Genomic DNA, 24,347 nt, shown 5'->3' on the forward strand with positions numbered 1-24,347 from the left:
TGCCATGTCAGGTGCCATTCATGGCCCGCGCGGCCGCGTCGCGCGTGGCTTCGTCGCGCTCGCGCTGTTCGCCGTTGCGACCTGCATGCGGTGCGCCGCCGCCACCCGCCCGGGCCACACCGCGCCCGACACGGTCGAGTTCGACACCGGCGCGCTGCGCGAGCACGGGATCGACGCCACGGCGAGCCGCTATTTCGCGCACGCGCCGCGCTTCATGCCGGGCACGGCTTCCGTGCGGTTGACGGTCAACGGCAAGCGCGCCGGCCGCGCCGATGCGCGATTCGACGACAACGGCAACCTGTGCGCGACGCCCGGCCTGCTGCGCGCGGCCGGCCTCGTCGTGCCCGATGCGCTTCGGGATGCGGCCGCAGCGACCGCAGAGAACGCAGAGAACGCCCGCACCGACACGCCGCCATGCTACGACTACCGGCGCGCCTATCCGCAGGCGATCGTCACGCTGCGCCCGGCCCACGGCGCCGTCGACCTCGTCGTGCCGGCCGACGCGCTCGACACGGGGCCGCGCACGCCCGACACGTTCGAGCACGGCGGCTTCGCCGGGCTCGTCAACTACGACCTGCTCGCGATGACGACGCGCAACCCGGCCGGCACGTCGCAATACTGGCAAGCCACGACCGAAGCCGGCTTCAACGCGGCGGACTGGATCGTGCGCAGCAGCCAGATCGCCACGGTCGTCGGCGGCCATGCCGGCGTCGATCATCAGGCAGCCTACGCCCAGCGCACGTTCGCCTCGCGCGGCACGACGCTGCAGGCCGGGCAGATCGTGCCGCGCTCGACGCTGTTCGCGATCGGCCGGACGTTCGGTGTGCAGATGTTTCCGGACGAAGCGCTCGCCGTCACGCCCGGCGCGGCCGCACGCGTGACCGGGATCGCACGCACGCAGGCGCGCGTCGAGGTGCGCCAGCTCGGCGTATTGATCCATGCGTCGCAGTTGCCGCCGGGGCCGTTCACGCTGAGCGACCTGCCGCTCGTCAGCGGCAGCGCGGATCTCGACGTGACCGTCGTCGAGGCCACGGGCGACGTGCAGCATTTCATCGTGCCGGGTTCGTCGCTGCCCGGTGCCGGGCTCGCCGCCGCGCAAGGGCTGGCGATCGCGGTGGGCCGCCTGCAGAACGACGGCTACGCACAAGCGCCGTGGCTCGCGACCGCCACGCGCGGCTGGCAGATCCGGCAACGCGCGCGGCTCAACGCCGGCATCCTCATGTCGTCGCCGTTGCAGTCGGGCGCCGCGAGCGTGGAATTCGCACCGCTTGCCGGCGTCGCCGCGGCCGTCGGTGTCGATCTCACCCGCGCCGCCGGACGCAACGGCGCGCAGACGCGTATCGCGCTGTCGAGCAACGGCGACACGCCATTGCGCGCCAATGTGTCGTTCGTCCGGCGCACGTCCGGATACCGTGAACTGACCGATGCGGTGCGGTCGACCGACGCATTCACGCCGCCGGCGCGTACCCAGTTCGCGGCGGCGCTCGGCTGGCGCGATCGCACGCTCGGCATGCTGTCGTTCGACTACACGCGCGTCGCGGTATTCGACGGCCCCGCGATGCAGCGCATCGCCGGCGCATGGACCCGCCCGCTCGGGCGGGGCTCGCTCGCGCTGAACGTGAGCCGGACGTTCGGCACCCGCGGCGCCGTCGGCACCCAGGTTTATGTGAGCGCGACCGTGCCGATCGGTACGCGCAGCGTCAGCGCGTTTGCGAATGTCACCGGCGATTCGGTGCGTTCGGGCGCCCGCTATTCCGACACGTTCGGCCGCACCGGCAGTTACAGCGTCGCGGCCGACTACGACACCGCGATCCGGTCGCCGTCGATCCGCGCGACCGTCAGCGCCACGCCGAAGCATGTGCGCGCGATCGTCAACGCGGGCCTCTACGGCGCCGATCGCGCCACGCTCGGTGTCAATCTGCGCGGTGCGGTCGCGCTGCTCGATGGCGTCGGCATGCTGTCGCCGTACGAGATCCGCGACACGCTCGCACTCGCCCGCGTCGGCGATCGCGCCGGCATCGAACTCGTCACGCCGTCGGGCCCGGTCTGGACCGATCGCCACGGCCGCGCCGTCATCGCGTCGCTGCCCGCGTACACGCAAACGCTCGTGCGGATCAACACGAAAAGCCTGCCGCGCAATCTCGACCTGAAGAACGGCATACAGACCGTCGAAGCCGGCCGCGGTTCGGTCAGTCGCGTCGAATTCGCCGTCGAGCAAACGCGGCGCGTGCTGCTGACCGTGACGCTCTCGAACGGCGCACCGCTGCCGGTGCTGTCGACCGTCGTCGACGTCGACGACCGGTTCGTGACCGTCAGCGGAAGCGAAGGCAGGTTGCTGCTCACGGGCGCGCAACTGACGACGCCGCTGCGGGTCGCGTTGCCGGACGGCGCGTACTGCCGCCTGGCGATCGCGCTGCCAGCCGAGCCGCCTGCGACGACGCGCTATTACGAAAGGGCCGACGCGCGCTGCGAATCGGTGCCCGCGTCCGTCGCGCAAGCCGCACAAAAAAAGAGCGGCATGCCGACTGACATGCCGCCAACCCCAACTCTGTTCTTGTCCGAACGCGCCTAGAACTTCATCCCCACGCCCACGCCGACGATCAGCGGATCGATGTGCAGCGTGCCGATGCCCTTGTCGCCGAGCGTCGCGTCGGTGCTCATCCAGATCTTCTTCACATCGACGTTCATGAACACCTTCTTCGTGAGCTGCACGTCGACGCCGAACTGCAGCGCCGGACCGAAGCTGCTCTTGTTGATCGACACGCCCTCGCCGCCGACGTTGAGCCCGTTGTTGTAGAAGTACGTGTAGTTCAGGCCCGCGCCGACGTACGGGCGCACCTTGCCGGCATGATTGAAGTGGTACTGCAGCAGCAGCGTCGGCGGCAGCACGCCGACGCCGCCGAGATTGCCGAGGCTCGACGTCATCTGGTGCCGCGACGTGCCGAGGATCAGTTCCACGCCGAGGTAGTCGCGGATCATGTACGTGAAGTCGAGCTCCGGCACGATCGCGTTGTTCACGCCGGTGTTGATCGCGCCCAGCGTGTCGCTCGCGCGCTCGTTCGGCTGGATGCTGATCGCGCGCAGCCGGACCAGTACGTCACCCTGGTTGATGCCGTCGCCCGGCGAAGCCGCGTGCGACAGCGAAGGCAGCGCGGCGAGACTTGCCGCGATCGCGGCGGCGGTGACACAAGTTCGAATCGTTTTATGCATGGTGCGGACCCCTGAAGAATGCATTCCATTCTCCCTGTAGGGTCTTTGAGGCATCTTGATATTCGTCAAGCCAGCGTAAACATCGGACGGTTTGTCGCAGGCTCCGCCGCGCGGCCCGTCAGCAGCAGATCGAGCAGATCGCGAACGCTGCGGATCGCGTTGCCGAACGGCAGCGCTTCGCGGCCGCGGAAGAACAGGCCGTTCGCGACGTCGCCGCGCAGCGCGGCCGCGAGCCGCGTGTCGATGCAGAAATGGCCGAACTTCTCGATGCCATCACGCAGCCCGCAGACGCTCAGGCATTCGAGCGCGGTCGGGCAGCGCTGCCGGAACGCGCCGAGCTTGTCGCGAATACGCGTTTCGTTGCGCAGGTAACGATCGAGCCAGGGCGTCTTCACCGCGCGCGCCGGCAGCCCCGTCACGCTGACGAATTCGACGATGTCATCGGGCAGCGCATCGGCCAGCACGCGCTTGAAGTTCGGATGCGCGTCGCCCTCCTCCGTCACCGCGAACGGGGTGCCCACCTGCACGCCGTTCGCGCCGGCCGCCAGCGCCGCGCGCACCGTGTCGTGACTGTTGATCCCGCCCGCAACGATCAGCGGGATCGTGTCGCGCGCGAGGCCGAGCGATGCCATCACCTGGGCGGTCTCGTCGAGCACGCGTACGAAATCGAAGCGCGCATCGTGCATGTCGTCGATCTGCGTGACGCCTAGGTGGCCGCCCGCATGCGCGGGATGTTCGATCACGATCGCATCGGGCAGCCGCCCCTTCTTCATCCACTTCTTCAGCACCAGCGCGATGCCACGGCTGTCCGACAGGATCGGGATCAGCGCGATGTCGTGACCCTGCGTGAGGTCGGGCAGATCGAGCGGCAGGCCGGCGCCCATCACGATCGCATCCGCGCCTTCGTCGCACGCGACGCGCACGTAGTCCGCATGCGCGCTCACCGCCTTCATCACGTTGACCGCGATCATCCCGCGCCCTTCGCTGTAGGTTTTCGCGAGGCGAATCTCGCGTGCGAGCGCGTCGAGGTTCGCGGCTTCGAGCGTCGCGCGGTCGGGATTCGCGCGGCAGCGCGCGAGCAGGTCCGCATGGTGGTGACGCAGGTCGATGCTGGCGATCGTGCCGAGCGCGCCTTCGCGCGCGACGCTGCCGGCGAGGCGGTGCGCGGAAATGCCGACGCCCATGCCGCCCTGCACCACGGGCAGCAACGTGCGGCCGCGAATCTCGAGCGGCGGGAAGGAAGTGCGTGCGGTCATCTGAACCTCGTCGAAACATCGAAAATCGGAAACGCGATGATCGACGATCCACCGGTGCGCACCTTGACGGCCGTCAATAAAAAACGGCACGCGAGCGTGCCGTTTCGGGTCATGCGGGGTAAAACGCTCAGGCCGGATTCGCCGGCTTGAGCTGCATCGACTTGTACTCGAGATACTCTTCGAGCCCGTACACGCCGTTCTCGCGGCCGTGTCCCGACTGCTTGTAGCCGCCGAACGGCGCGGCGCCGTTCCACATGCCGCCGTTGATGTCGACCTGACCCGTGCGGATGCGCCGCGCGACGCGCATCGCGCGTTCGTCGCTGCCCGCCCACACCGCGCCGCCGAGCCCGTACGGCGAATCGTTCGCGATGCGCACCGCTTCGTCTTCGTCGCGATACGTGATGATCGACAGCACCGGCCCGAAGATCTCTTCCTGCGCGATCGTCGATTTCGGATCGACGCGGCCGAACACCGTCGGCTTCACGAAGAAGCCCTTCGCGCGCCCTTCCGGCAGGCCCGTGCCGCCGGTCACGAGTTCCGCGCCGTCGTCGATTCCGCGCTGGATATACGCCTGCACGCGCTGCTGCTGCGCGGCCGACGCGAGCGCGCCGAGGCGCGTCGTTTCGTCACGCGGATCGCCCGCGACATACGCTTCGGCCGCCTTCTTCGCGATCTCGCGCGCCTCGTCGTAGCGCGCCTCCGGCACCAGCATCCGCGTGTGGGCCGAACAGGTCTGGCCCGCGTTCAGGTAGCACGCGTTGACCGTGCCCTTCACCGCCGCCGCGAAATCGGCATCGTCGAGGATCACCGATGCCGACTTGCCGCCGAGTTCGAGCGCGACGCGCTTCACGCCCGCGGCCGCGAGTTCGGCCACGCGCTTGCCGGCACGCGTCGAACCGGTGAACGACACCATGTCGACGTCCGGATCGGTCGCCAGCACCTCGCCGACGACCGGGCCATACCCGCATACGAGATTGAACACGCCCGGCGGCAGGCCCGCTTCGTGAATCGCTTCGGCGAGCATGAACGCGTTGAGCGGCGCGACTTCGGACGGCTTCAGGACGACCGTGCAGCCGGCCGCGAGTGCCGGTGCGACCTTCAGCGTGACCTGGTTGAGCGGATAGTTCCACGGCGTGATCGCCGCGACGACGCCGACCGGCTCGCGCACGACCAGCGAGTTGCCGACCGTCGCCTCGAATTCGAACGATTCGGCGAGCTTCGCGTACGCCTTCCAGTTGTAGATTGGGCCGCCGACCTGGATCGCGCGCGACAGCTTGATCGGCATCCCGACTTCGCCGGTGATCGACTGCGCGAGTTCCTCGCTGCGCGCCTGCAGGCGCTCGACGATCTTGCGCAGATAGCCCGCGCGCGTCGCGGCCGGCGTCGCGGCCCATGCGTCGAATGCCGCGCGCGCCGCGCGGATCGCGTCCTGCGCGTCCGACGCGACGCCTTCGGGAATCCGGCCGATCACGGCCTCGGTACCCGAGTCGATCACGTCGATCGTGCCCGTGCCGGCCGGTTTGCGCCATGCGCCGTCGATGTAGAACTGGTCGTAGATTTTCATCGTTTTCCGCCTCCAGGGAAGCCGACATTCTAGCGAGCGTTTCCGTCCGCTGGTGTGACGATTGACAGCCATTCGAAAGGACCCGGCGCTATCGCGCCCTTGCTGCGCCGCCGGCGACCCAGACCGGCGCGCCCGACGCGCAGCCGCCGCCGCGTCAGCATCCGCCCGGGTGCGCGGGCGGGCTCGCATCGTGCTATGTTTTTACTATCGGCATCGGCCCGTTGCGGCCGGCGCCGCCCGGAATCGACGCATTTCGTGAGCGCTGCCATGTCCGACGCATCCCACACTCTCGGCTCGCAAGACCGCCTGGAACTGCTTTGCTGGCTCACCTGCGGCAATCTCGGCGCGTTTTACCTCAACGAATCGTGGCCGGACGCCACGTTCCAGGTCCAGGCCGCGCACCGCTGGCTCGACCGCCATCACCGTCAGGCCGACTGGCTCGCGGTCGCCCGGCTCGCGGCGCTCGCACAGGACATCGCGAAGCGGCATGCGGGGTTCGTCGACGCGTCGTGGGCGCGCGACGCAGTGGAGGAAATCGTCGATACCGACGATCTCGACTATCGGGCGAAACTCGTGCAATGGGTGTACGAAGACTGCTGCAAGGCGCTCGCGGACAAGCGGCTGGCCGATTGAGCCGCATCTCGAGCCGCAGGCGTGCAGGCGGCTCACTCGCTATGCGCCCGGGTTTTATCGTCGATGCGGACGCAGCAGCCGGAATCGCTGGCGGATATGGTGCGCGCGCACCGCCCGCTGAGCCGGCGCGCGCGATGCGCGAAAACCGTCACGCCGCCGGCGAGCGCGCCCCAACGCCGCATGTCGCGACGCATACGGCCGCGAGCACCACGCCGATCGACACGAACGGCGCCGCCGGATGCAGTTCGTACAGCATCGTGCCGGCCAGCGGTGCGACGACCATGCTGAGCCCTTGCGCCATCGACATCGTACCCGCACACGCGGCCTGCTCGTGCGCTTCAACGCGGGTGCTCGCGAGCGCCGCGACCGCGGGAAATGCTGCGCCCATCCCGCACGCCGCCACGAAGTAGCTCGCGCACAGCAGCATCGGATGCCCGGCCGGTGCGGCCAGCGTCGACACGAACCCCATGCCACCCGCCAGCGCGCCCCAACGCAGCCATTGGAGCGGCGCGACCGCACGCAGGCGGCCGACCACCGACTGCGCCGCGATCAGCCCGATGCCGGCGCTGCCAAGCACGTAGCCGGCCACCCTCGACGCGTCGCCCGTTCGCACGTGCAGCCGGTCGATCACGTAAAAGCCGAGCACGCTGTTCGCGATCATCACCGCGCTGTACAGCGCGAACGCGCTGCACCACGGCAGGCGCACGCGCGGATCAGCCGGCTTCAGCCGCGGCGACGGCCGCCGCACTGCATGCGCGCCGTCGTCGCGCAGCCGTCGCAGCCCCGCCAGTCCCGCGAGCGGCAGGAGCGCGAAAACGGCGAGCGCGAGCGTCATGTCAAACCCGGCCAACCAGCCCGCAAGCGGCGGCGCGAGCACCATCCCGATCGCACCCGCTGCACCGAATCGCGCGATCACGGCCGCGCGCCCCGTGGCCGGCGTCCGGTCCGCGATCCACGCCATGGCCGCGACGGGCAGCCCCGCATAACAGCCGCCCATCGCCGCGCGCGTGACGAGCAGCGCGGCAAAGCCCGCCCATACCGGCGGCACGGCGCTGCCGCCGTCGCGCAACGCCCAGCCAACGTAGCCGGTCAGCAGCAGCGAACTCGCAACGAAGCCGCCGATCGCCGCGCGCATCGCCGGCAGCCGCCCGCGGGTGTCCGCCACGCGCCCCCAGCGCGGCGCGGCGATCATCCACACGAGCCCGACGATGCCGATGATCGCGCCGACGTGCAGCGGCTCGAGATGCATGCGCCGCGCCATCGGTCCGGCGATCGTGACGAATACATAGGTGCCGGCCACCATCGCGAAATTGGCGAGCAGCAGCGGCAGGAAAGACTTGCCGGCATCGGCCGGCGTAGGCAGCGAGTCAGCGGAAGTCGTCGACATAAGGTGTTCCGATGAAAGAAGGTAAACGTCGGGCAACGGAAGGTGGATGGGCGATCACACGCCGAGCGTCGCGCCGCCGTCGACGCACAGCGTGTGCAGTGTCACGTGGCGCGCGGCATCGGACAGCAGGAACAGCACGGTGCCGGCGACGTCGTCAGGGGCCGCAATGCGGCCGAGCGGGATGCCCGTGCGATAGGTTTCGAGCGAACCCGCGATGACGCCCGCCGGGCCTTCCGGGCCGCGCCACAGTTGGCGCTGCATCGGCGTGTCGGTCGAACCCGGCGCGACGATGTTGCAGCGAATGCCGTGGCCGGCCAGTTCCAGGCCGAGGCAGCGCGTGAACTGATGCGCGGCGGCCTTCGACGCGGCGTAGGCGGCCATCTGCGTGCGCGGCACGAGCGCTGCATTCGACCCGACAGTCACGATGCTGCCCGCGCGCCGCTCGATCATGTGCTGTGCGACCGCGCGCGACAGGTGGAACACGCCATGCGCGTTCACTGCGAAGCAATGCGCCCAGTCGTCGTCGGTCAGCGACGTCGCGGCCGCGAGCCGCAGCACGCCGGCGACGTTCGCGAGCATGCCGATCGGGCCGACCGTCACCTCCACGTGCTCGATCGCCGCGCGCACGGCGCGCGCGTCGGCCACGTCGACCGCGAACGAATGGACGCGGCCCGGCGCCGGCGGGCGATCCTCGTGCGCACGCGAGAGCGCGTCTGCGTCGATGTCGAACGCGGCGACGTCGACCCCGCACGCGGCGAGCGCGCGAACCACCGCGGCGCCGATCCCGCGCGCCGCGCCGGTCACGACGGCCACGCCCGCCGGAAATGTCATCTCGGTTTCCCTGCTCATCGATTCGCGTTCCTCATAACGGTTTCCATGTCGGCCCATGCGGCGAGCCGTTCGGTCAGTGCGGCGCCAATCGCCGCCATCGGCTCGGGATCGGACATCCCGTCGTGCGAGCAGTCGAGCGCCACGCAAGTCGTCAACGCCACCGGCCGGAGCGCGGCCCAGCTGTCGGGCGTCGGCGTGCCGGGCCGCTTGCGGGTCGCGTTGAACAGCAGCAGCTCGCCGCCGTAATGCGGGGTCGGCGCCGCGCGGAACAGGCGCATCTGCCGCAGCGTCGCGCCGACCAGCGCGTCGAGCCCCGCGCCGCCGAGCGCGGCGAACGGGCTGTTCGCGCGCAGCAGGCGCTGCCGCAGCAGCACGTCGGACAACGCCGCCGTGTCGAAATCGCCGTTCACCGTCAGCAGGATCCGCAGCGCGTCGCCAGTCTCCGGCTGTGGCTGTGCCGTCCACGCGGACGACGGATAACTGTCCATCAGCGCGAGCACGCCGACCGGCGCGCCGGCGCGTTCGAGGGCCGCCGCGACCGCGTACGCGAGCGCGCCGCCCAGCGACCAGCCGAGCAGGTGGTACGGACCGTCCGGCTGCAGCGCCCGTACGCGCCGCACATAGGTGTCGACGAGCGCGTCGAAATCGGCCGCGCCGTTCGTGTCGCCGACCGACAGTTGCAGCCCGTCGATCGTCGTGTCGGGCAGGTACGCGGCGAGGCGCAGGTAGCTCCACGCGAGGCCGTCGGCCGGATGGATGCAGATCAGCCGCTGCGCGGGCGCGCCGGCCGTCTGGATCGCGAGATGCGGTGCAAACGCATCGCGCTCAGCGCGCGGCCGGTACGGCAGCGGCGTGCGCAGCGCGGCCGTCAATGCCGCGACCGTCGCATGGCGGAACAGCATCGACACCGGCACATCGCGACCGAGCGCGGTCGCCAGCCGTGCGCTCATCTGGATCGCCTGTAACGACTTGCCGCCGATGTCGAAGAAATTCGAATCCGGCGTCAGCGCGACGCCGCCGAGCACGCTGCGCCACGCGTGCATCACCTGCCGTTCGAGCGCGTCGGCGCGCGGATCGTCGTCCACGCCGATGCGGCCCGCTATCGCCAGTTGCCGCAATGCGTTGCGATCGGTCTTGCCGTTGACGTTGCGCGGCAGCCGTTCGAGCACGTGCCATGCGTCGGGAATCGCCGCGGCCGGCAGCGCGTCGGCGAGCCGCGCCCGCAGCGCGGCCGTGTCGTCGACCCCGGCGACGAACGCCGCGAGTGTCGTCACGTCGGCGTCGCCGCGCAGGGCGACGACCGCCGCCTCGCGCACATCCGGCGTGCGCAGCAGCCAGTCCTCGATCTCGCGCGGATCGATGCGCACGCCGCTGATCTTCACCTCGTGGTCGATCCGGCCGTCGAACACCAGCCGGCCGTCGCGCACGGTGGCGAGATCGCCGGTCCGGTACGCGCGCACGCCACTCCCCGGCAGCCTGACGAAGCGCCCGGACGTCAGCGCCGCATTGCCCGGATAGCCGAGCGCAAGCGCGTCGCCGCACAGCACCAGTTCGCCCGTGCGGCCCTCGGCCACCGGATACAGCCGCTCGTCGACGACACACGCGTCGACGCCCGCGCGCGGCGTGCCGATCGGCACCGGCTCGCCGTCGCGCCAGATCGCGCCGGGGCCACTCACGCAGGCGGCGGTCGCGATGATCGTCGTTTCGGTCGGCCCAGAGGTGTTCAGCAGCGCCAGATGCGGCAGGTGCGCATGCCAGCGCCGGATCCGCTCCGGCAACGCGGCCTCCCCGCCGATGATCGTCAGGCGCACGCCGGCGAGGCGCTGCGCATGGCGTGCGTCCAGTGCGTGGGCGAGCACGTGCCAGTAAGCGGTCGGCAGATCGAGCACCGTGATGCGGCGGCGTTCGACCTCGGCCGTAAACGCGTCGACCGAGTCGAGCATCGCGTCGTCGCGCAATACGAGCGTCGCGCCGTTGCAGAGCGTCGCGAATATCTCCTCGAAGCTCGCATCGAAATGCAGCGGCGCAAACTGCAGCGTGCGGTCGCCCGGACCGATCCGATACAGGTCCCGCGTGCTCGCGACGAAATGCGCGAGCGCGCCGCGCCCGACCAGCACGCCGTTCGGCCGGCCGGTCGATCCCGACGTGTATAGCAGGTACGCGGGCCGGGCCGCATCGGGCGCCACGCACACCACGTCGTGCGGCAACGGCACACGCGCCGCGTCCAGATCGAGCACCGACCGCTCGCCCGCGCATTCGCGATACGCATCGCGCGTGATCACCAGTGCGGGCGCCGCATCGGCCAGCATCGCCGCGACGCGCTGCGGCGGTCCGTCCGGATCGATCGGCACGATCGTCGCGCCGACCTTCAGCACGGCCAGCATCGCTGCGATCACGTCGGGCGCACGCGGCGCGGCGATCACGACGCGTGCATTGCACCCCACGCCCCGTCGTTCGAGTTCCGTCGCGAGTGCAGCGGCGTCGGCGAGCAACGACCGGTAGTCGATGCGCCGGTCACCGGCCTCGATCGCCGGGTGCGACGGTGCATCGCGCGCGATGCGCTCGATCCGCGCGAGCACGTCGTCGCACGGCCCGGCGATCGGCGCGCCGCGCACGATCGACGGCGCGGGCATCCCCTCGAGCAACGCGCCGACAGGCGCGTCCGGCGCCTGTTCGGCAAATGCGTCGAGCCACTCGGCAAGGTTACGCGCGTGCGCGGCGAGCATGGCCTCGTCGTACGCGTTCGGGTTCGCTTCCAGCGTCAGGTGCCACATGCCGCCACGCACGGTGAGCGTCACGTTCAGATCCTTCACCGGGCCACCGCTCACCGCGCGCGTATCGCTCACGAGCCCGTGGAACGCGACCCGCCGTTCGAACGGCATCACGTTGACGGCCTGATTGAACAGGAACGCGTTGCGCTCCAGCAGCCCCAGATCGCCGCGAATCCAGCCGTACCGGTAATACAGATGCGGCCGGATCGCGCGCAGGCGCTCCGCGCATTCGCGCGCGAGCGCGCGCGGCGAGCGTTCGGCGTCGACGTGCATGCGCAGCGGCACGATGTTCATCGCCATGCACGGCACGCCGAGCGCCGGCGTGCCGAGCCGGTTCATCACCGGCAGCCCGAGCGTCAGGTCGCGCTGGCCGCCCTGCTTCGCGAGCCAGATGCCGACCGCGCACAGCAGCCACGCATTCCAGTCGACGTCGACTCGCTCGGCGGCCGCGCGCAGCGCGTGCACGCGGTCGGCGTCGAGCACGTGCGTCGCTCGCCGCGCATCGGCGGCGATGTCCTGCTTCGGCGCGAGTACGAGCGGCGTGGGCACGTCGCGCAGATGCGCACGCCAGAACGCGCGATCGGCATCGAAGCCGCCGTCGGCGCGATAACGCGCCTCGGCCTCCACGACGCGATCCAGCCGCCAGTCGGGCAGCGCCGGCAGCGGCCCGCCGCCGACGCGCGCGTTGTAGCGGGCGCCCACGGCCTGCTGCAGCAGCCCGTAGCCGAAGCCGTCGAGCGCGATGTGATGCACCTGCAGATACCACCAGTGCCGGGTCGGCGACAGCCGCAGCAGCGCGGTACGGTACAGCGGATCGGCCGTCACGTCGCAGCAGACCGACAGCGACGCCTTCATCCACGCGTGCGCCGCCTGCACGGGATCGGCTTGCGCCGACAGGTCGACGAGCGGCAACCGCGTGCGCGGCGTCCGGCGCGCCTGCCACAGCGCATCGTCCTGCCACACGAACCGCATGTGCAGCGCGTCGGCATGATCGAGCACGGCCTCGACGCTGTCGGTCAGCGCGGCGACGTCGAGCGCGCCGTCGAGCTCGACGGTCTCGGCCGTCAGATAGCCCGGATCGTCGGAGTCGACCTGTTGCGCGACCCAGATTCCGTATTGCGCGGAAGTCGCGCGGATCGGCAAGGATTCGTTTTTCATCGGCAGGCTTGCTCCGAAGTTCGTTGAGCCGGCGGCGGGCCGCGTCACGCGCCCCGCTCCCATGCGACCACCAGCGCACGGTTGCGCGACATCAGCACCAGGTGCTCGTCCATCACGTACTGGATCTGCTCGAGCCGCTCCGAAGAATCGGCTTCGCAGCGAAGCTGCAGCACGTCGTCGGTGCGCAGCATCCGGCAGACGCCGTACGGGAAATCGATGGTTGCGCGATGTTCGTCGAACACGACCGGTACCTTGATCGCGTAGTGCTTGCACAGCTTGAACAGCACGCGGTCGGCCTGCGGCACCGACACCCGCGCCGTGCTGACGAACGACGCCGGACGGGCATCGGGCATCGCCGGATGCGCCGTCATGCGCTCACCTGCGCCGCGCGCTGCAGCACCTGCGTCCACGCGCCTAGCGTCGGCTGCTCGGCGAGCTGGACGAACGTGACGTCGTAGCCTTGCGCGCGCCACTGCTCGACGAGCGTCATCATCCGGATCGAATCGAGCCCGCAATCGACCAGATTGTCGTGCTCGCGCAGGTCGGCGGCCGGTATCCGCAGGCTGCGCGCGACCTGCGCCGCGATCGCGACGAGCATGGGTGCCGAATCATCCGCCGGCGCGACGCCCACGAGCGCGTCCGTGGTCACCGCCATCCCGCAGCGGCCCGCCACGTAGTCGAGCGCCATTCGGTGCTCGCGCTCGGAGAAATCCGCGAGCGCGTCGGCGACGAAGAACGGCTGCACGTCGCGCATGAACGCATCGCAAGCGGTCATCAGACAGCCGATGTGCGCATAGATCCCGCAAATCGCAAGCTGGTCACGCGCCCGCTCGCGCAGGCACGTCTCGAGCGGCGAGCGCCGGAACGCGCTGTAGCGCCACTTGTCGAGCACCGTGTCGCCGGACGCCGGTGCGAGCGCGTCGCAGATCGCCGCGCGCGACGGCTGCGCGGTGAGGCCCGGCCCCCACATGTCGGTCAGGAGCGCCCGGTCGGCCGCCGCCTGAGTCGCCGGCTGCGCGGTGTAGTAGACCGGCATCCCGGCCGCACGCGCGAAATCGATCAGGCGGCGTACATGCGCGACGAGCGTCGGCACGGGCGCGGCCGCACGGTCATAGAAGTCGAGGAAGTAATCCTGCATGTCGTGCACGAGCAGCGCCGCGCGGTGCGGGTCGAACCGCCAGTTCACGCGGTTCGCCGGCAGCTCGGCCGGCATCGGATAGGAAGCGATTTTCGGAATGGCCATGATGGACAGGATTGGAATGGAGGAATCGACCGGACGTCGCCGCGCCCGTCAAGCGGCGGCGGCGAGCCGATCCGCGATGTGCTGTCGAAGCGCGCGCTTGTCGATCTTGCCGACCGGCGTTTTCGGGAATGCGTCGACGAATTCGATCCGGTCGGGCACCTTGTACGCCGCCACGCCCTGCTCACGCACGAAGCGCACGAGATCCGCCGCGGCCGGCGCCGGCACGCCGCGAATCACGTACGCACAACTGCGTTCGCCGAGATACGGGTCGGGCATCGCGACCAGCGCCGCGTCGACGACACCCGGATGCGCGAGCAGCAGGTGTTCGATCTCCTCGGCCGGGATCTTCTCGCCGCCGCGGTTGATCTGGTCTTTCGCGCGCCCCTCGACGACGAGCTGGCCGCCCGCCGTCAGGCGGACGCGATCGCCGGTGCGATAGAAGCCGTCCGCCGTGAACGCGCGCGCGTTGTGCGCGGCGGCGTCGTAGTAGCCGCGGATCGTGTACGGGCCGCGCGTCAGCAGATGGCCGACCTCACCGGGTTCGACCGGGCGGTCGTCGTCGTCGACGATGCGGACCTCGTCGTCCGGCGAGATCGGGCGCCCCTGCGTGGCGATCACCACGTCGCGCGGATCGTCGAGCCGCGTGTAGTTGACGAGCCCTTCGGCCATCCCGAACACCTGCTGCAATTGCGCGCCGAAGCCGTCCGCCGCGCGGGCCGCCAGCGCCGGATCGAAGCGCGCGCCGCCGACCTGCACGAGTTCGAGGCTCGCCAGCGCGCCGCGCCGCTGCCCGGCCGCTGCCAACCACACGGGCACGAGCGGCGGCACCAGTGCCGCCACTGTCACGCGCTCGCGCTCGATCAGCGGGAACGCGGCATCAGGGCTCGCGCCGTCGCTCAGCACGACGGTGCCGCCTGCATCGAAGACGCCGAGCGAACCCGGCGAACTCAGCGCATAGTTATGCGCGGCCGGCAGCGCCGCGAGATAGACGCTGCGCTCGGTCAGCCCGCAAATGCGCGCGCTCTCGCGCACGCTGTACAGATAGTCGTCGTGCGTGCGCGGGATCAGCTTTGGCGTACCCGTGCTGCCGCCCGACAGTTGCAGGAACGCGATCTCGTGCGCGCCGGGCCCCGGCGGCAGCGCGACGTCGGGCGTCGGCTCCGGCAGTGCGACGCGCGTATTGCCGGGCGCGGTGAACAGCATGTGCCGCAGCGTCGGCGCATCGGCGCGGATCTCGCTCGCGAGCGCCCGGTAGTCGAACCCGTCGTGCCGTTCCGCCGCGACATAGGCGACCGCGCCCGCGTGCCGGCAAAAGTAGCCGATCTCGCGCCGGCGATGCGCGGGCAGCGCAAACACCGGCAGTGCGCCGATCCGGAACAGCGCGAACGTCACCGCGAAGAAAGCGACGCAGTTCGGCAACTGCACGACGACGCGCTCGCCCGGCACGATCCCGCACGCGGTCAACGCACGGGCCGTGCGTTCGGCTTCCGCCGCGAACGTCCGGTACGACCAGCGCAGGTCGCCCTGTACGAGCGCGACGCGTTCGGCGTGCCGCGCGACGCGTTCGTCGAACCATTGCGCGAACGACTGGCCGAGCCAGTACCCCTTCTGCCGATACGCCGCGGCGAACGCGTCCGGCCACGGTGTGCATTTCGCGGACTTCATGCGAACTCCCGCGCGGCGCCCGTTGCGGCATCGCGATCGATACCGAGCGCATCCAGCATCGTCCGGAACTTGGCGGCGGTTTCCGCGCGTTCGCCGTCGGGCGTCGATTCGCCGACCACGCCCGCGCCCGCATAGAGCCGCAGCGTGCGGTCGAACGCCTCGGCACAGCGGATCGTGACGACCCACTCGCCGTCGCCCCGTACGTCGACCCAGCCGAGCATCCCCGCGTAGAAGCCGCGATCGAACGGCTCGGCATCGCGAATGCAGTCGCGCGCCGCCGCGCGCGGCGCGCCGCAGACGGCGGGCGTCGGATGCAGCGCGAGTGCGAGCGTCAACGCATCCGCATCGGTTTCGCCGCACACCTCGGTCGACAGATGCCACATCGTTTCCGTATGGACGAGCGACGGGCGCGCCGGCACGTCGAGCCGCCGACACAGCGGCGCGAGGTTGTCGCGCACGGCTTCGACGACGACCCGGTGCTCGTCGAGATCCTTCGCGGACGCCAGCAGCGCCTGCGCGCGGCGCCGGTCCTCGACCGGATCACGGCTGCGCGGCGCGGAGCCCGCGAGCGGATTCGCGCGCACGACGCTGCCGAAGCGGTTCACGAGCAGCTTCGGGCTCGCGCCCAGCAGCGTGCGACCCGCGCCGAGATCCACGGAGAACGTATAGCCGTGCGGATTACACGACGCCAGGCGCGCGACGAGCGCCGCAACGTCGACCGGTGCGTCGCCGGTCGCCTCCAGCGTGCGCGCCAGCACCACCTTGTCGAGTTCGCCCGCGCGAATCCTGGCGACCGCCTGCGCGACCGCGTCCGCATAGGCATTCGCGGACGGCACCTCGCGCGTCGCGTAGCGCGTACCGGCCGGCACGGCTGCCCGCTGCGCGCCGAGTGGCCGCGCGCGCAGCATCGTGCGCGCGACCCGCAGCACGGCCGGCGCGTCGACGTCGAACGGCACCGCGCCGACTACCGCCGCGCCCGCGTGACCGTCGGCCCGCGCGCGGTGCAACGCGTCGCTCACGCGCGCCGCGAGCGGTGCGTCCGCATGCGGGATCGCCTCCGCGACATCGCAGACCAGCAGCGTATGCGCGGGGGTTGCGAGAAACAGCGGGGTATCCGCGCGATACACATCCCACACGCTATGGGGTACTAATAATTCATCAGGTCGGGAAATCGCATTCATGATATTGCCTCCAGATTGAATGAGCCGGCGCGCCGGCCATGCCGTCACATTTCCGCGGTCATGCTCACTGCGACGCGGCGCCCCTGGTCGACGAGCCAGTTGCCGCTCAGCCCGGTCGTGCGCGTGCGATCGTCGATCGGCACCATCTTGTTGGTCAGGTTCAGCACCGCGAAATTGACCGAGAAACGCTTGTCGATCCGGTAGCGCCCGCCGAGATCGAAGGTCGTCGTCGACGGCCGCTCGCGCACGCCCTGCGCGCCGTTGCGGAACGCAGCCCAGTATTCGCTGCCGCTGTAGTTCGCCGTCGCGTAGAGATCGAGCTTGGCTGTGGGCGTCCAGTCGACCTGCACGTTGAATTTGTGCTTCGGCGTCTTGTCGAGCGGATAGCCGTCGAGCGAACTGCCGTTGAACGCCTTCTCGCCGCTGCCCTCGCGGCGCGATTCGGTCAGCGTGTATCCACCCGACATCTTCAGCGTGCGCGACAGGCGCGTGCCCGCGCCGATCTCGAGCCCGTACAGCTTGACCCGGTCGATGTTGTCGTACACGTAAATGTTGCGGCCCGGCGAGCGCGGATCGGCGTTGCCCGTGTCGTAGCTCGCCACCTTGTTCTTGAACAGGTTGTTGAACAGCGTCAGGCCCGCGTACGTGTCGCCAAGGTCGTAGCGCACGCCGAGTTCCTCGGTCAGGCTCGTCTCCGGCTTGAGATCCGGATTGCCGCACAGCGTGCCGGGGACCGCGCCCGCCGCGCCGCCCGACGTCATGCAGTAGCCGGCCGTGCTCTGGCGCAGCGAGGGCGGACGGAAACCGGTCGATACGCCGCCGCGCACCGTCCATGCGTTGCCGAGCTGGTACACGCCGTAGACGCGCGGGCTCACGTGGCTGCCGTAGCGATCGTCGTGATCGAGTCGCACGCCGGTCGTCAGCGTGAGGCGGGCGTTGAAGAAGTAGTCGTTCTCGCCGAACAGCGCCCACGCGTTGCGTGCGACGCGATCCGCATTGGCCCCATGCCCTTTCGGCACCGCGTCCTGCACGCTCACGCCCGACAGCCTCGACCAGATGTGCTGGCCGCCCACGGTCATGATGTTGCGCTCGCCCCACCACGGCACCGCGGTCTTGGCTTCCAGGATCGTGTCGGTCAGCGCGGGCTTGACCGGCGAACGCCCGGCCGGCGTCCACTGGTCCTGCACGCCGCGCTCGCCGTACAGCGACACCGTCGTGTCGCCGAAGCCCCAGCGGCCGTCGTGCGTGATGCCCCAGTAATCGCGGACATGACGCGTCTCCGTGAGCGCGGTGGCCGCCGTGCGCGGCGTGAGCGGCGCGGCGCTCTTGCCCGGCGTGCTGAGATAGGTGAGCTGCTCGCGCCCGACGTTCACGCTCACGTCCTGGTTGCTCACGGGTTTCGCGGACAACTTCACGTCGAAGCTGCCGATCCGTTGCCCGTTCGCCCCGCCCGTTCCGCTGTTCGGGTAGTAGATGTCGTCTTCGCCGCGATGCAGGAGACGCCCCGATGCCTGCAGCCCGAGCACGTCGGATTTCAGCGGGCCGCCGAGCCAGAAGTCGACGCTCTGCGTGTCGCCCTGGTTCGATTCGAGCTGCCACACACTGCCGGCCGTGATCGTGCCGCCCCAGCGCTTCGGCACCTTGCGCGTGATCACGTTGATCACGCCGCCCATCGCGTCGGCGCCGTACAGCGACGACATCGGCCCGCGCACGACCTCGATCCGCTCGATCGCGGACAGCGGCGGCATCAGGTTCGACTGCACGCCCGCCGTGCCGCGGTTCATCGTTTCGCGCGTGTTCTGGCGACGGCCGTCGACGAGAATCAGCGTGTACTCGCCCGGCATCCCGCGAATCGAGATGTCCTGATCGTTCGGCGATGCACCGACGACGCTCACGCCCTCGACGTTGGCGACGATCTCGGCGACCGACGTATACGGCTTCGCCTCGATCTCTTCCCGGGTGATCACCGAAATGCTCGCGGGCGCCTCGCGGATCGCCTGCTCGCGGCGGCTCGCCGTGACGACGATCTCCTTCATCGCGGCCGGGTCGGCGGCGGCCTCCGGCGACGCGGATTTGTCCGGCTTGGCCGGCTTGGCCGGCTTGGCCGGCTTGGCCGGTGTGGCGACGGCGGATGCGGCGGCGGGTTCCGCCGTTGCGTCAGGCGTCTGCGCCCACGCGCACGGCGCACTCATCAGATACAGACCGGCGACGACGACCGGCTTCAATACAAAGCTTGCGGCTTGACTCGACATGGTGGCGCTTTCGACGTTTCGTAATGTGATTGATTCTCATTTGCATTATGAAACATGTAATCCACCGAAATCTTTGCGTAAGCATCGAAGTCGTTTGAGCGCCGTCGCCGGCCGTCGTCAGCGCTTGTCGCTGCGTCGCGCGAGCGTCGGCGTGACGCCGAAGCGGCGCTTGTAGGCTGTCGCGAAGTTCGCGGCGCTCGTGTAGCCGGCCAGCGCTGCGGCCTGCTTGACGCTCACCGCGTCGCGTTCGAGCGCGAGCCGCGCGCGTTGCAGATGATGTTCGCGGACGAAGTCGAACACGGTCGTGCCGTAGGCCGCACGAAACTGGCGCTGCATCGCGTTCGCGCTCATCCCGGCGTGCCGTGCGATGTCGTCGATCGACAGTGCCTGCGCCGCGTCGCTCGCGAGGAACGCGCGCAGTTCGGCCATCCGTCGATAGTCGCGCGAGCCGAGCGACGCGTCCGCCGCCTGTGCCGCGTCGGTCTCGAGCGGCGTGAACGCCTCGGCGAGCAGTTCGAGCACGCGGCTCTCCAGATAGATCGCCTGCAGCATCGGCTGATACGCGGGTGGCCGCACGATCTGTTCGGCGAGCGCCGTCGCACGCGGCGTCGGCTGCCAGAAGCGGATCGCGAGATGGGCGGACAGCATCGTGCCGAGCTGTTCCGGCAGGACACCGCGGCTGGCTGCCTGCAGATGGCCGAGCCATTCGCCCGACATCGCGAGGCTCAGCCGCCGCGCGTAACCGCCCTTGCTGAGCCGCCTGCGGAACGTGTCCGGCTCGACGGCGTTGCGCAGGAACGACTGCATCCGCACCGCGGGCCGCACGGCGTCACGATCCGCGCGACCGGTGCGGCGCCCGTCGGTCGTCAACACCACGCGCCGGCTGCCGTACGACACGTCGAGTGCGCCCTCGAGCAGCAGCACGAGATGCAGGCCCGGCGAACACTGCCCCGACATCACGGCGTCGAATTCGTCCGTTGCATCGTCCGAATGGATCCGCAGCCCGGGCCGCACCTCGCGGATCCGCGCGACGTGCGCGTCGTGTCGGTTCCGATCGGAATGGAAAGCGGCTGGCGTCAGCGCTGTCATGTCGTCATACCCCCGCGCGCAGGCGTCGTGCGCCTGCACAAACTATTTTCGCGTTCAATCAAACATCCGACGCCCATCCCCACGGCCTCGGCTCGGCTACAATTAAATGAGAATTATTCTCATTTATATCGTATCGGGAGTCACGTGAAAAAGACAAGCGGAATGTGGGCCATGCTGGGCGTATGGCTGTGCGGATGGCTCGTGGTGCATACCGCGCGGGCGGACACGACGACCGTCACCGACCTGGCCGGGCGGCAGGTCCGGATTCCCGCGCGCGTCGAGCGCGTGCTGCTCGGCGAGGGCCGCCTGCTGCCGGCGCTGGCGGTGGTCGACGGCGACGATCCGACGCGCCGCCTCGTTGGCATGATGGGTGACTTCGAGCAACTCGATCCCGCGAGCTACGCGCAATGGCTCGCGCGCTTCCCGCGCCTGAAGGACGTGCCGCGCATCGGACGCTCGCAGACCGGCAGCTTCAGCGACGAGCGCGCGCTCGCGCTGCGTCCTCAGGTTGCGATCTTCGGGCTCGGCGGCGGCCACGGCCCCGGCGAGCGCGATCGCGAAACGCTCGCGCGGCTCGAGGCGGCCGGCGTCGCAATCGTGTTCGTCGACTTCCGGCACGACCCGCTCGTCAACACGCCGCGCAGCATCGCCCTGCTGGGCCAGGTACTCGGCTCGCCGCAGCGCGCGGCGGAATTCAACGCGTACTGGCAACAGCAGCTCGACCTCGTCCGCACGCGGCTCGCGACCGCGCACCCGGCCGCGCCGAGCGTGTTCCTCGAAAGCCGCGTCGGCCTGTCGAGCGACTGCTGCGACACGATGACCGGCATGATGGGCCGCCTCCTCGACGCCGCCGGCGGCAACAACGTCGCGAAAGGCCGCGTGCCCGGCGAGCACGGCACGCTGAACCCCGAATACCTGCTGAGCCGCCAGCCCGATTTCTACATCGGCACCGCGATTGGCTCGCTCCAGACGCTGCAAAGCGCGCCGCAACGCATCGCGCTCGGCGCCGGCGTGCCGCACGACGCCGCCGTCCGCTCGCTCGACCGGTCGCTGAAGCGGCCGCAGATCACGCGGCTGCGCGCGGTCCGTGAGCGGCGTGCGTATGCGATCTGGCATCACTTCTACAATTCACCGTTCAACGTCGTCGCCGTGCAGGTGATGGCCAAGTGGCTGCATCCGGCACTGTTCACCGATCTCGATCCGCGCACCACGTTCGACACGATGGTGCGACGCTTCCAGCCCGTTCCGCTTCAAGGCGAATACTGGATGCAGGAAGGATCCTGACATGCAGATGCCCGCCTCCTCCATGCGCCGCGCCCTCCTCGTCGCCGGATTGGCCGGCCCGCTCGGCGGCCGGCTCGCGCCCGCCTGTGCCGCCGATGCACCTGCGTGGCCCGGCCTCGACGCCGCGTCCCCGGTCTTCGTGCCGGACAGCCGCCAGTTCGACGTGACGATCGCCGGCCGCACGCGGCGCCTGTTCGTCGCGTTGCCGGCCGAGCGTTCCGGCTCGGCGCCCCATCCGGTGCTCACCGTGCTCGACGGCAATGCGCTGTTCCCGCTCGCGGCGCAGCTCACCCGCAATCGCCGCGCACGGCCGGACGGCGCGCGCGACGCCGAGGCCGTCGTGATCGGCATCGGCTATCCGGTCGACGGGCCCTACGACATGGCCGCGCGCGCGGACGACTACACGCTCGCGCCGTTACCGAACGGCCGCGGCGTCGTCGCGGACCGCTTTCTCGACTTCATCGAGCACGACCTCCAGCCGTGGCTCGCCCGCCAGTTGCCGGTCGATCCCGAGCGGCAGACGCTGTTCGGTCACTCGTACGGCGGCCTGCTGACGCTGTACGCGATGCTCACGCGCGCGCACCTGTTTCGGCGCTACGTGGCCGCGAGCCCGTCGATCTGGTGGGGCGAGCGCGCGCTGCTGCCCTATGCCGACCGGTTCGCCGCGCAAACCGCCCCGCTCGCATGGCCGCTGCGCGTCCTCGTGACCGCAGGCAGTCTCGAGGAAGGTGCACCGAACCCCGACGCCGAACGGATGCGCCGCCAGCAGGCGCGCAAGCAGGTCAGTTCCGCCCGCGACTTCGTCGCGCGCGTGGGCGGCCGCCCGGGGCTCGACGCCGCGTTCCGGCTGATCGACGGCGAGGATCACGGCGGCGTCGTGCTGCCGAGTCTCGCGCTGGCGTCACGCGTGGTGTTCGAGCCCGCGTCCGGAGCGCTCGCATGAGCACGACGACCCGCGTTTCACCTTCGTCGCTGCGACTTCGCTATCGCGCAGTCGCCGCGCGGCGTGTCGGTGCGCTGGCCGCGCTCGCATGCGTGCTCGTCACGCTGCTCGTCGTCGACGTCTCGACCGGCCCATCGCCGTTTCCGCTCGCCGATGTGGTCGGCGGCCTGTTCCGGCCCGACGGGCTGCCGCTCGAACAGCGCGTGATCCTGTGGGACGTGCGGCTGCCCTATGCGCTGATGGCCGTGCTCGTCGGCGCGTCGCTCGGGTTCGCCGGCGCCGAAATGCAGACCGTGCTGAACAACCCGCTCGCGAGTCCGTTCACGCTCGGCATGTCGGCCGCCGCGAGCGTGGGCGCGTCGCTCGTCGTGATTTCCGGCTGGCACCTGGTGCTGTGGAACGAGAACGTCGCGCTGTCGCTCGGCGCGTTCGCGTGTGCGTGCGTCGCGACGCTGCTGATCGTCTGGCTCGCGTGGCGCCACGGCGCGACGACCGAAACCGTCGTGCTGTTCGGCATCGGCCTGATGTTCAGCTTCGAGGCCCTGCAGTGGCTGCTGCAGTTCATCGCCGACGCAAATGCGTTGCAGCAGATCGTGTTCTGGAGCATGGGCAGCCTGGCGCGCTCGACGTGGGGCAAGATCGCGCTGCTGACCTGCGTGTTCACCACCTGCACGCTGTGGGCGAGCGTCGACGTCGCATCGTTGACAGCGCTGCGCGCCGGCGACGAGCAAGCGCGCAGCATGGGTATCTCAGTCGAGCGGCTGCGGCTCGTCGCGCTCGCGCGCATCAGCCTGCTGTCCGCGACGGCGCTGTCGTTCGTCGGCACGATCGGTTTCGTCGGCCTCGTCGGGCCGCACGTCGCGCGGCTGCTGGTCGGCGACGAGCATCGCTACTACCTGCCGGGCGCGGCGCTTGCCGGCGCGATCATGCTGGCCAGCGCGTCCGTGCTCAGCAAGACGCTGATCCCCGGCGTGACGCTGCCGATCGGCATCATCACCGCGCTGGTCGGCGTGCCGTTGTTCATGCTGCTCGTCAGCCGGCGCAGGAGGCTCCATGGCTGAGTCGATGCTGCATCTCGACGCGCTGTGCGTCCGCTACGGCGCCCGGGTCGTGCTCGACGGGCTGTCGCTCGCGCCGGTCGAGCCGGGCACGACGGTCGGGCTGCTCGGTCCGAACGGCGTCGGCAAGTCGACGCTGCTGCGCGCACTGGCGCGGCTTGCGTCCGCGACCGGTCGCGCGACATTCGGCAGCTTCGACCTGCTGGACGGGTCGCGCCGCGAACACACGCGGCAAGTCGGTTATCTGCCGCAGACCTTGCCGCAACCGTCGTCGCTACTCGTGTACGAAGCCGTGCGCAGCGCGTTGCGCGCCACCTGCGGCGGCCTGTCCGACGCGACGCGCGACCGGCGTTTGCAACAGGTGTTCACGCGGCTGCGGCTGCACCCGCTGGCAATGTCGCCACTCGACCGGTTGTCGGGCGGCCAGCGGCAGATGGTCGGGCTCGCGCAGGTGCTCGTGCGCGACACGCCGCTGCTGCTGCTCGACGAACCGACCAGCGCGCTCGACCTGCGCTGGCAATTGCTCGCGCTCGAGGCGGTGGGCGAGGCGGCCCGCCAGCGTGGCGCAATCGTGCTGGTCGCGATGCACGACCTGAATCTCGCCTCGCGTTTCTGCGACCGGCTCGTGCTGCTGAGCGCCGACGGACTCGTCGCGGACGGCGCGCCGGCCGACGTGCTGACGCCGCCGAACCTGCGGCGCGCGTACCGCGTCGATGCAAGGGTCGAACGCACGGCGTCGGGCGATTATGTCGCGCTGGCAGAGCGGGCAATTCCGGACGAGCCGGCGCTCGCTTGCGACAATTGAGCGATTCAACGCTTGAG

The 24,347-nt window shown here is 70.0% G+C and carries 18 protein-coding genes; 6 read left to right on the forward strand and 12 right to left on the reverse strand.

Annotated features, from left to right (window positions below):
- The first annotated feature begins 4 nt into the window (after nt 1–4).
- Nucleotides 5–2,572 (forward strand): fimbria/pilus outer membrane usher protein, encoded by a 2,568-nt coding sequence (locus ACP26O_RS08880; RefSeq protein WP_175666521.1) that lies wholly within the window; start codon nt 5–7, stop codon nt 2,570–2,572.
- Here the strand turns inward: ACP26O_RS08880 and ACP26O_RS08885 are convergent.
- From ACP26O_RS08885 to ACP26O_RS08895, 3 genes are all read right to left on the reverse strand, one after another.
- Nucleotides 2,569–3,210, reverse strand: coding sequence for an OmpW/AlkL family protein (locus tag ACP26O_RS08885; RefSeq protein WP_012363958.1), 642 nt, complete (start codon nt 3,208–3,210; stop codon nt 2,569–2,571). The genes ACP26O_RS08880 and ACP26O_RS08885 overlap by 4 nt on opposite strands.
- A gap of 65 nt (nt 3,211–3,275) precedes the next feature.
- Nucleotides 3,276–4,466 (reverse strand): NAD(P)H-dependent flavin oxidoreductase, encoded by a 1,191-nt coding sequence (locus ACP26O_RS08890; protein WP_175666520.1) that lies wholly within the window; start codon nt 4,464–4,466, stop codon nt 3,276–3,278.
- 127 nt (nt 4,467–4,593) lie between these two features.
- Nucleotides 4,594–6,030, reverse strand: a complete 1,437-nt coding sequence (locus ACP26O_RS08895; protein ID WP_175666519.1) for an aldehyde dehydrogenase family protein — start codon at nt 6,028–6,030, stop codon at nt 4,594–4,596.
- Nucleotides 6,031–6,297: 267 nt separating this feature from the next.
- Here ACP26O_RS08895 and ACP26O_RS08900 point away from each other — a divergent pair, with 267 nt between their 5' ends.
- Entirely contained in the window at nt 6,298–6,663 is a 366-nt protein-coding gene (locus ACP26O_RS08900) for a hypothetical protein (protein ID WP_011656964.1), read from the forward strand.
- A gap of 148 nt (nt 6,664–6,811) precedes the next feature.
- Here the strand turns inward: ACP26O_RS08900 and ACP26O_RS08905 are convergent, their stop codons facing one another.
- From ACP26O_RS08905 to ACP26O_RS08945, 9 genes are all read right to left on the reverse strand, one after another.
- On the reverse strand, nt 6,812–8,050 hold the full coding sequence (locus ACP26O_RS08905) for an MFS transporter (RefSeq protein ID WP_175666518.1): 1,239 nt from the start codon (nt 8,048–8,050) through the stop codon (nt 6,812–6,814).
- Nucleotides 8,051–8,104: 54 nt separating this feature from the next.
- Nucleotides 8,105–8,899, reverse strand: coding sequence for a 2,3-dihydro-2,3-dihydroxybenzoate dehydrogenase (locus ACP26O_RS08910; protein WP_208446722.1), 795 nt, complete (start codon nt 8,897–8,899; stop codon nt 8,105–8,107).
- The gene (locus ACP26O_RS08915; RefSeq protein WP_175666517.1) at nt 8,896–12,810 is read right to left on the reverse strand and encodes a non-ribosomal peptide synthetase; all 3,915 of its coding nucleotides are present in this window, start codon (nt 12,808–12,810) and stop codon (nt 8,896–8,898) included. Before ACP26O_RS08915 ends, ACP26O_RS08910 begins: the two co-directional genes overlap by 4 nt.
- A gap of 44 nt (nt 12,811–12,854) precedes the next feature.
- Nucleotides 12,855–13,181 carry a DUF2218 domain-containing protein gene (locus tag ACP26O_RS08920; protein ID WP_105834471.1) on the reverse strand — a complete coding sequence of 109 codons (327 nt, stop codon included), beginning with the start codon at nt 13,179–13,181 and terminating at the stop codon, nt 12,855–12,857.
- Nucleotides 13,178–14,053: an isochorismatase family protein gene (locus tag ACP26O_RS08925; RefSeq protein WP_175666516.1), complete on the reverse strand. Its 876-nt coding sequence runs from the start codon at nt 14,051–14,053 to the stop codon at nt 13,178–13,180. Before ACP26O_RS08925 ends, ACP26O_RS08920 begins: the two co-directional genes overlap by 4 nt.
- A gap of 48 nt (nt 14,054–14,101) precedes the next feature.
- Entirely contained in the window at nt 14,102–15,718 is a 1,617-nt protein-coding gene (locus ACP26O_RS08930) for a (2,3-dihydroxybenzoyl)adenylate synthase (protein ID WP_175666515.1), read from the reverse strand.
- On the reverse strand, nt 15,715–16,899 hold the full coding sequence (locus ACP26O_RS08935) for an isochorismate synthase (RefSeq protein ID WP_175666514.1): 1,185 nt from the start codon (nt 16,897–16,899) through the stop codon (nt 15,715–15,717). Before ACP26O_RS08935 ends, ACP26O_RS08930 begins: the two co-directional genes overlap by 4 nt.
- A 44-nt stretch (nt 16,900–16,943) precedes the next feature.
- Complete coding sequence (locus ACP26O_RS08940; RefSeq protein WP_175701438.1) at nt 16,944–19,151, reverse strand: TonB-dependent receptor domain-containing protein; 2,208 nt, start codon at nt 19,149–19,151, stop codon at nt 16,944–16,946.
- Nucleotides 19,152–19,268: 117 nt separating this feature from the next.
- Nucleotides 19,269–20,240 (reverse strand): helix-turn-helix transcriptional regulator, encoded by a 972-nt coding sequence (locus tag ACP26O_RS08945; protein WP_426356235.1) that lies wholly within the window; start codon nt 20,238–20,240, stop codon nt 19,269–19,271.
- A 162-nt stretch (nt 20,241–20,402) separates the two neighbouring features.
- Here ACP26O_RS08945 and ACP26O_RS08950 point away from each other — a divergent pair, with 162 nt between their 5' ends.
- Genes ACP26O_RS08950 through ACP26O_RS08965 form a run of 4 tightly spaced genes read left to right on the forward strand, consistent with a single transcriptional unit; the run spans nt 20,403 to nt 24,330 of the window.
- Nucleotides 20,403–21,524 carry an ABC transporter substrate-binding protein gene (locus ACP26O_RS08950; RefSeq protein WP_175666512.1) on the forward strand — a complete coding sequence of 374 codons (1,122 nt, stop codon included), beginning with the start codon at nt 20,403–20,405 and terminating at the stop codon, nt 21,522–21,524.
- Between the two features lies 1 nt (nt 21,525).
- Nucleotides 21,526–22,467, forward strand: coding sequence for an alpha/beta hydrolase (locus ACP26O_RS08955; protein WP_175666511.1), 942 nt, complete (start codon nt 21,526–21,528; stop codon nt 22,465–22,467).
- Nucleotides 22,464–23,528 (forward strand): FecCD family ABC transporter permease, encoded by a 1,065-nt coding sequence (locus ACP26O_RS08960; protein ID WP_175666510.1) that lies wholly within the window; start codon nt 22,464–22,466, stop codon nt 23,526–23,528. Before ACP26O_RS08955 ends, ACP26O_RS08960 begins: the two co-directional genes overlap by 4 nt.
- On the forward strand, nt 23,521–24,330 hold the full coding sequence (locus ACP26O_RS08965; RefSeq protein WP_175666509.1) for an ABC transporter ATP-binding protein: 810 nt from the start codon (nt 23,521–23,523) through the stop codon (nt 24,328–24,330). The genes ACP26O_RS08960 and ACP26O_RS08965 overlap by 8 nt, the downstream gene beginning before the upstream one ends.
- The last annotated feature ends 17 nt before the right edge of the window (nt 24,331–24,347 follow it).

Origin of the sequence: Burkholderia sp. R-40 (assembly GCF_049942845.1) — a bacterium.
Taxonomy (GTDB): domain Bacteria; phylum Pseudomonadota; class Gammaproteobacteria; order Burkholderiales; family Burkholderiaceae; genus Burkholderia; species Burkholderia ambifaria.

Bases quoted from the DNA above. Each gene is read 5' to 3' on its own strand.
- ACP26O_RS08915 (WP_175666517.1), bottom strand. From the start codon at position 12,810: ATGAAAAACGAATCCTTGCCGATCCGCGCGACTTCCGCGCAATACGGA.
- ACP26O_RS08940 (WP_175701438.1), bottom strand. From the start codon at position 19,151: ATGTCGAGTCAAGCCGCAAGCTTTGTATTGAAGCCGGTCGTCGTCGCC.
- ACP26O_RS08945 (WP_426356235.1), bottom strand. From the start codon at position 20,240: ATGACAGCGCTGACGCCAGCCGCTTTCCATTCCGATCGGAACCGACAC.
- ACP26O_RS08965 (WP_175666509.1), top strand. From the start codon at position 23,521: ATGGCTGAGTCGATGCTGCATCTCGACGCGCTGTGCGTCCGCTACGGC.
- ACP26O_RS08935 (WP_175666514.1), bottom strand. From the start codon at position 16,899: ATGAATGCGATTTCCCGACCTGATGAATTATTAGTACCCCATAGCGTG.
- ACP26O_RS08955 (WP_175666511.1), top strand. From the start codon at position 21,526: ATGCAGATGCCCGCCTCCTCCATGCGCCGCGCCCTCCTCGTCGCCGGA.
- ACP26O_RS08905 (WP_175666518.1), bottom strand. From the start codon at position 8,050: ATGTCGACGACTTCCGCTGACTCGCTGCCTACGCCGGCCGATGCCGGC.
- ACP26O_RS08925 (WP_175666516.1), bottom strand. From the start codon at position 14,053: ATGGCCATTCCGAAAATCGCTTCCTATCCGATGCCGGCCGAGCTGCCG.
- ACP26O_RS08890 (WP_175666520.1), bottom strand. From the start codon at position 4,466: ATGACCGCACGCACTTCCTTCCCGCCGCTCGAGATTCGCGGCCGCACG.
- ACP26O_RS08880 (WP_175666521.1), top strand. From the start codon at position 5: ATGTCAGGTGCCATTCATGGCCCGCGCGGCCGCGTCGCGCGTGGCTTC.
- ACP26O_RS08885 (WP_012363958.1), bottom strand. From the start codon at position 3,210: ATGCATAAAACGATTCGAACTTGTGTCACCGCCGCCGCGATCGCGGCA.
- ACP26O_RS08950 (WP_175666512.1), top strand. From the start codon at position 20,403: ATGTGGGCCATGCTGGGCGTATGGCTGTGCGGATGGCTCGTGGTGCAT.
- ACP26O_RS08930 (WP_175666515.1), bottom strand. From the start codon at position 15,718: ATGAAGTCCGCGAAATGCACACCGTGGCCGGACGCGTTCGCCGCGGCG.
- ACP26O_RS08895 (WP_175666519.1), bottom strand. From the start codon at position 6,030: ATGAAAATCTACGACCAGTTCTACATCGACGGCGCATGGCGCAAACCG.
- ACP26O_RS08910 (WP_208446722.1), bottom strand. From the start codon at position 8,899: ATGAGCAGGGAAACCGAGATGACATTTCCGGCGGGCGTGGCCGTCGTG.
- ACP26O_RS08960 (WP_175666510.1), top strand. From the start codon at position 22,464: ATGAGCACGACGACCCGCGTTTCACCTTCGTCGCTGCGACTTCGCTAT.
- ACP26O_RS08900 (WP_011656964.1), top strand. From the start codon at position 6,298: ATGTCCGACGCATCCCACACTCTCGGCTCGCAAGACCGCCTGGAACTG.
- ACP26O_RS08920 (WP_105834471.1), bottom strand. From the start codon at position 13,181: ATGACGGCGCATCCGGCGATGCCCGATGCCCGTCCGGCGTCGTTCGTC.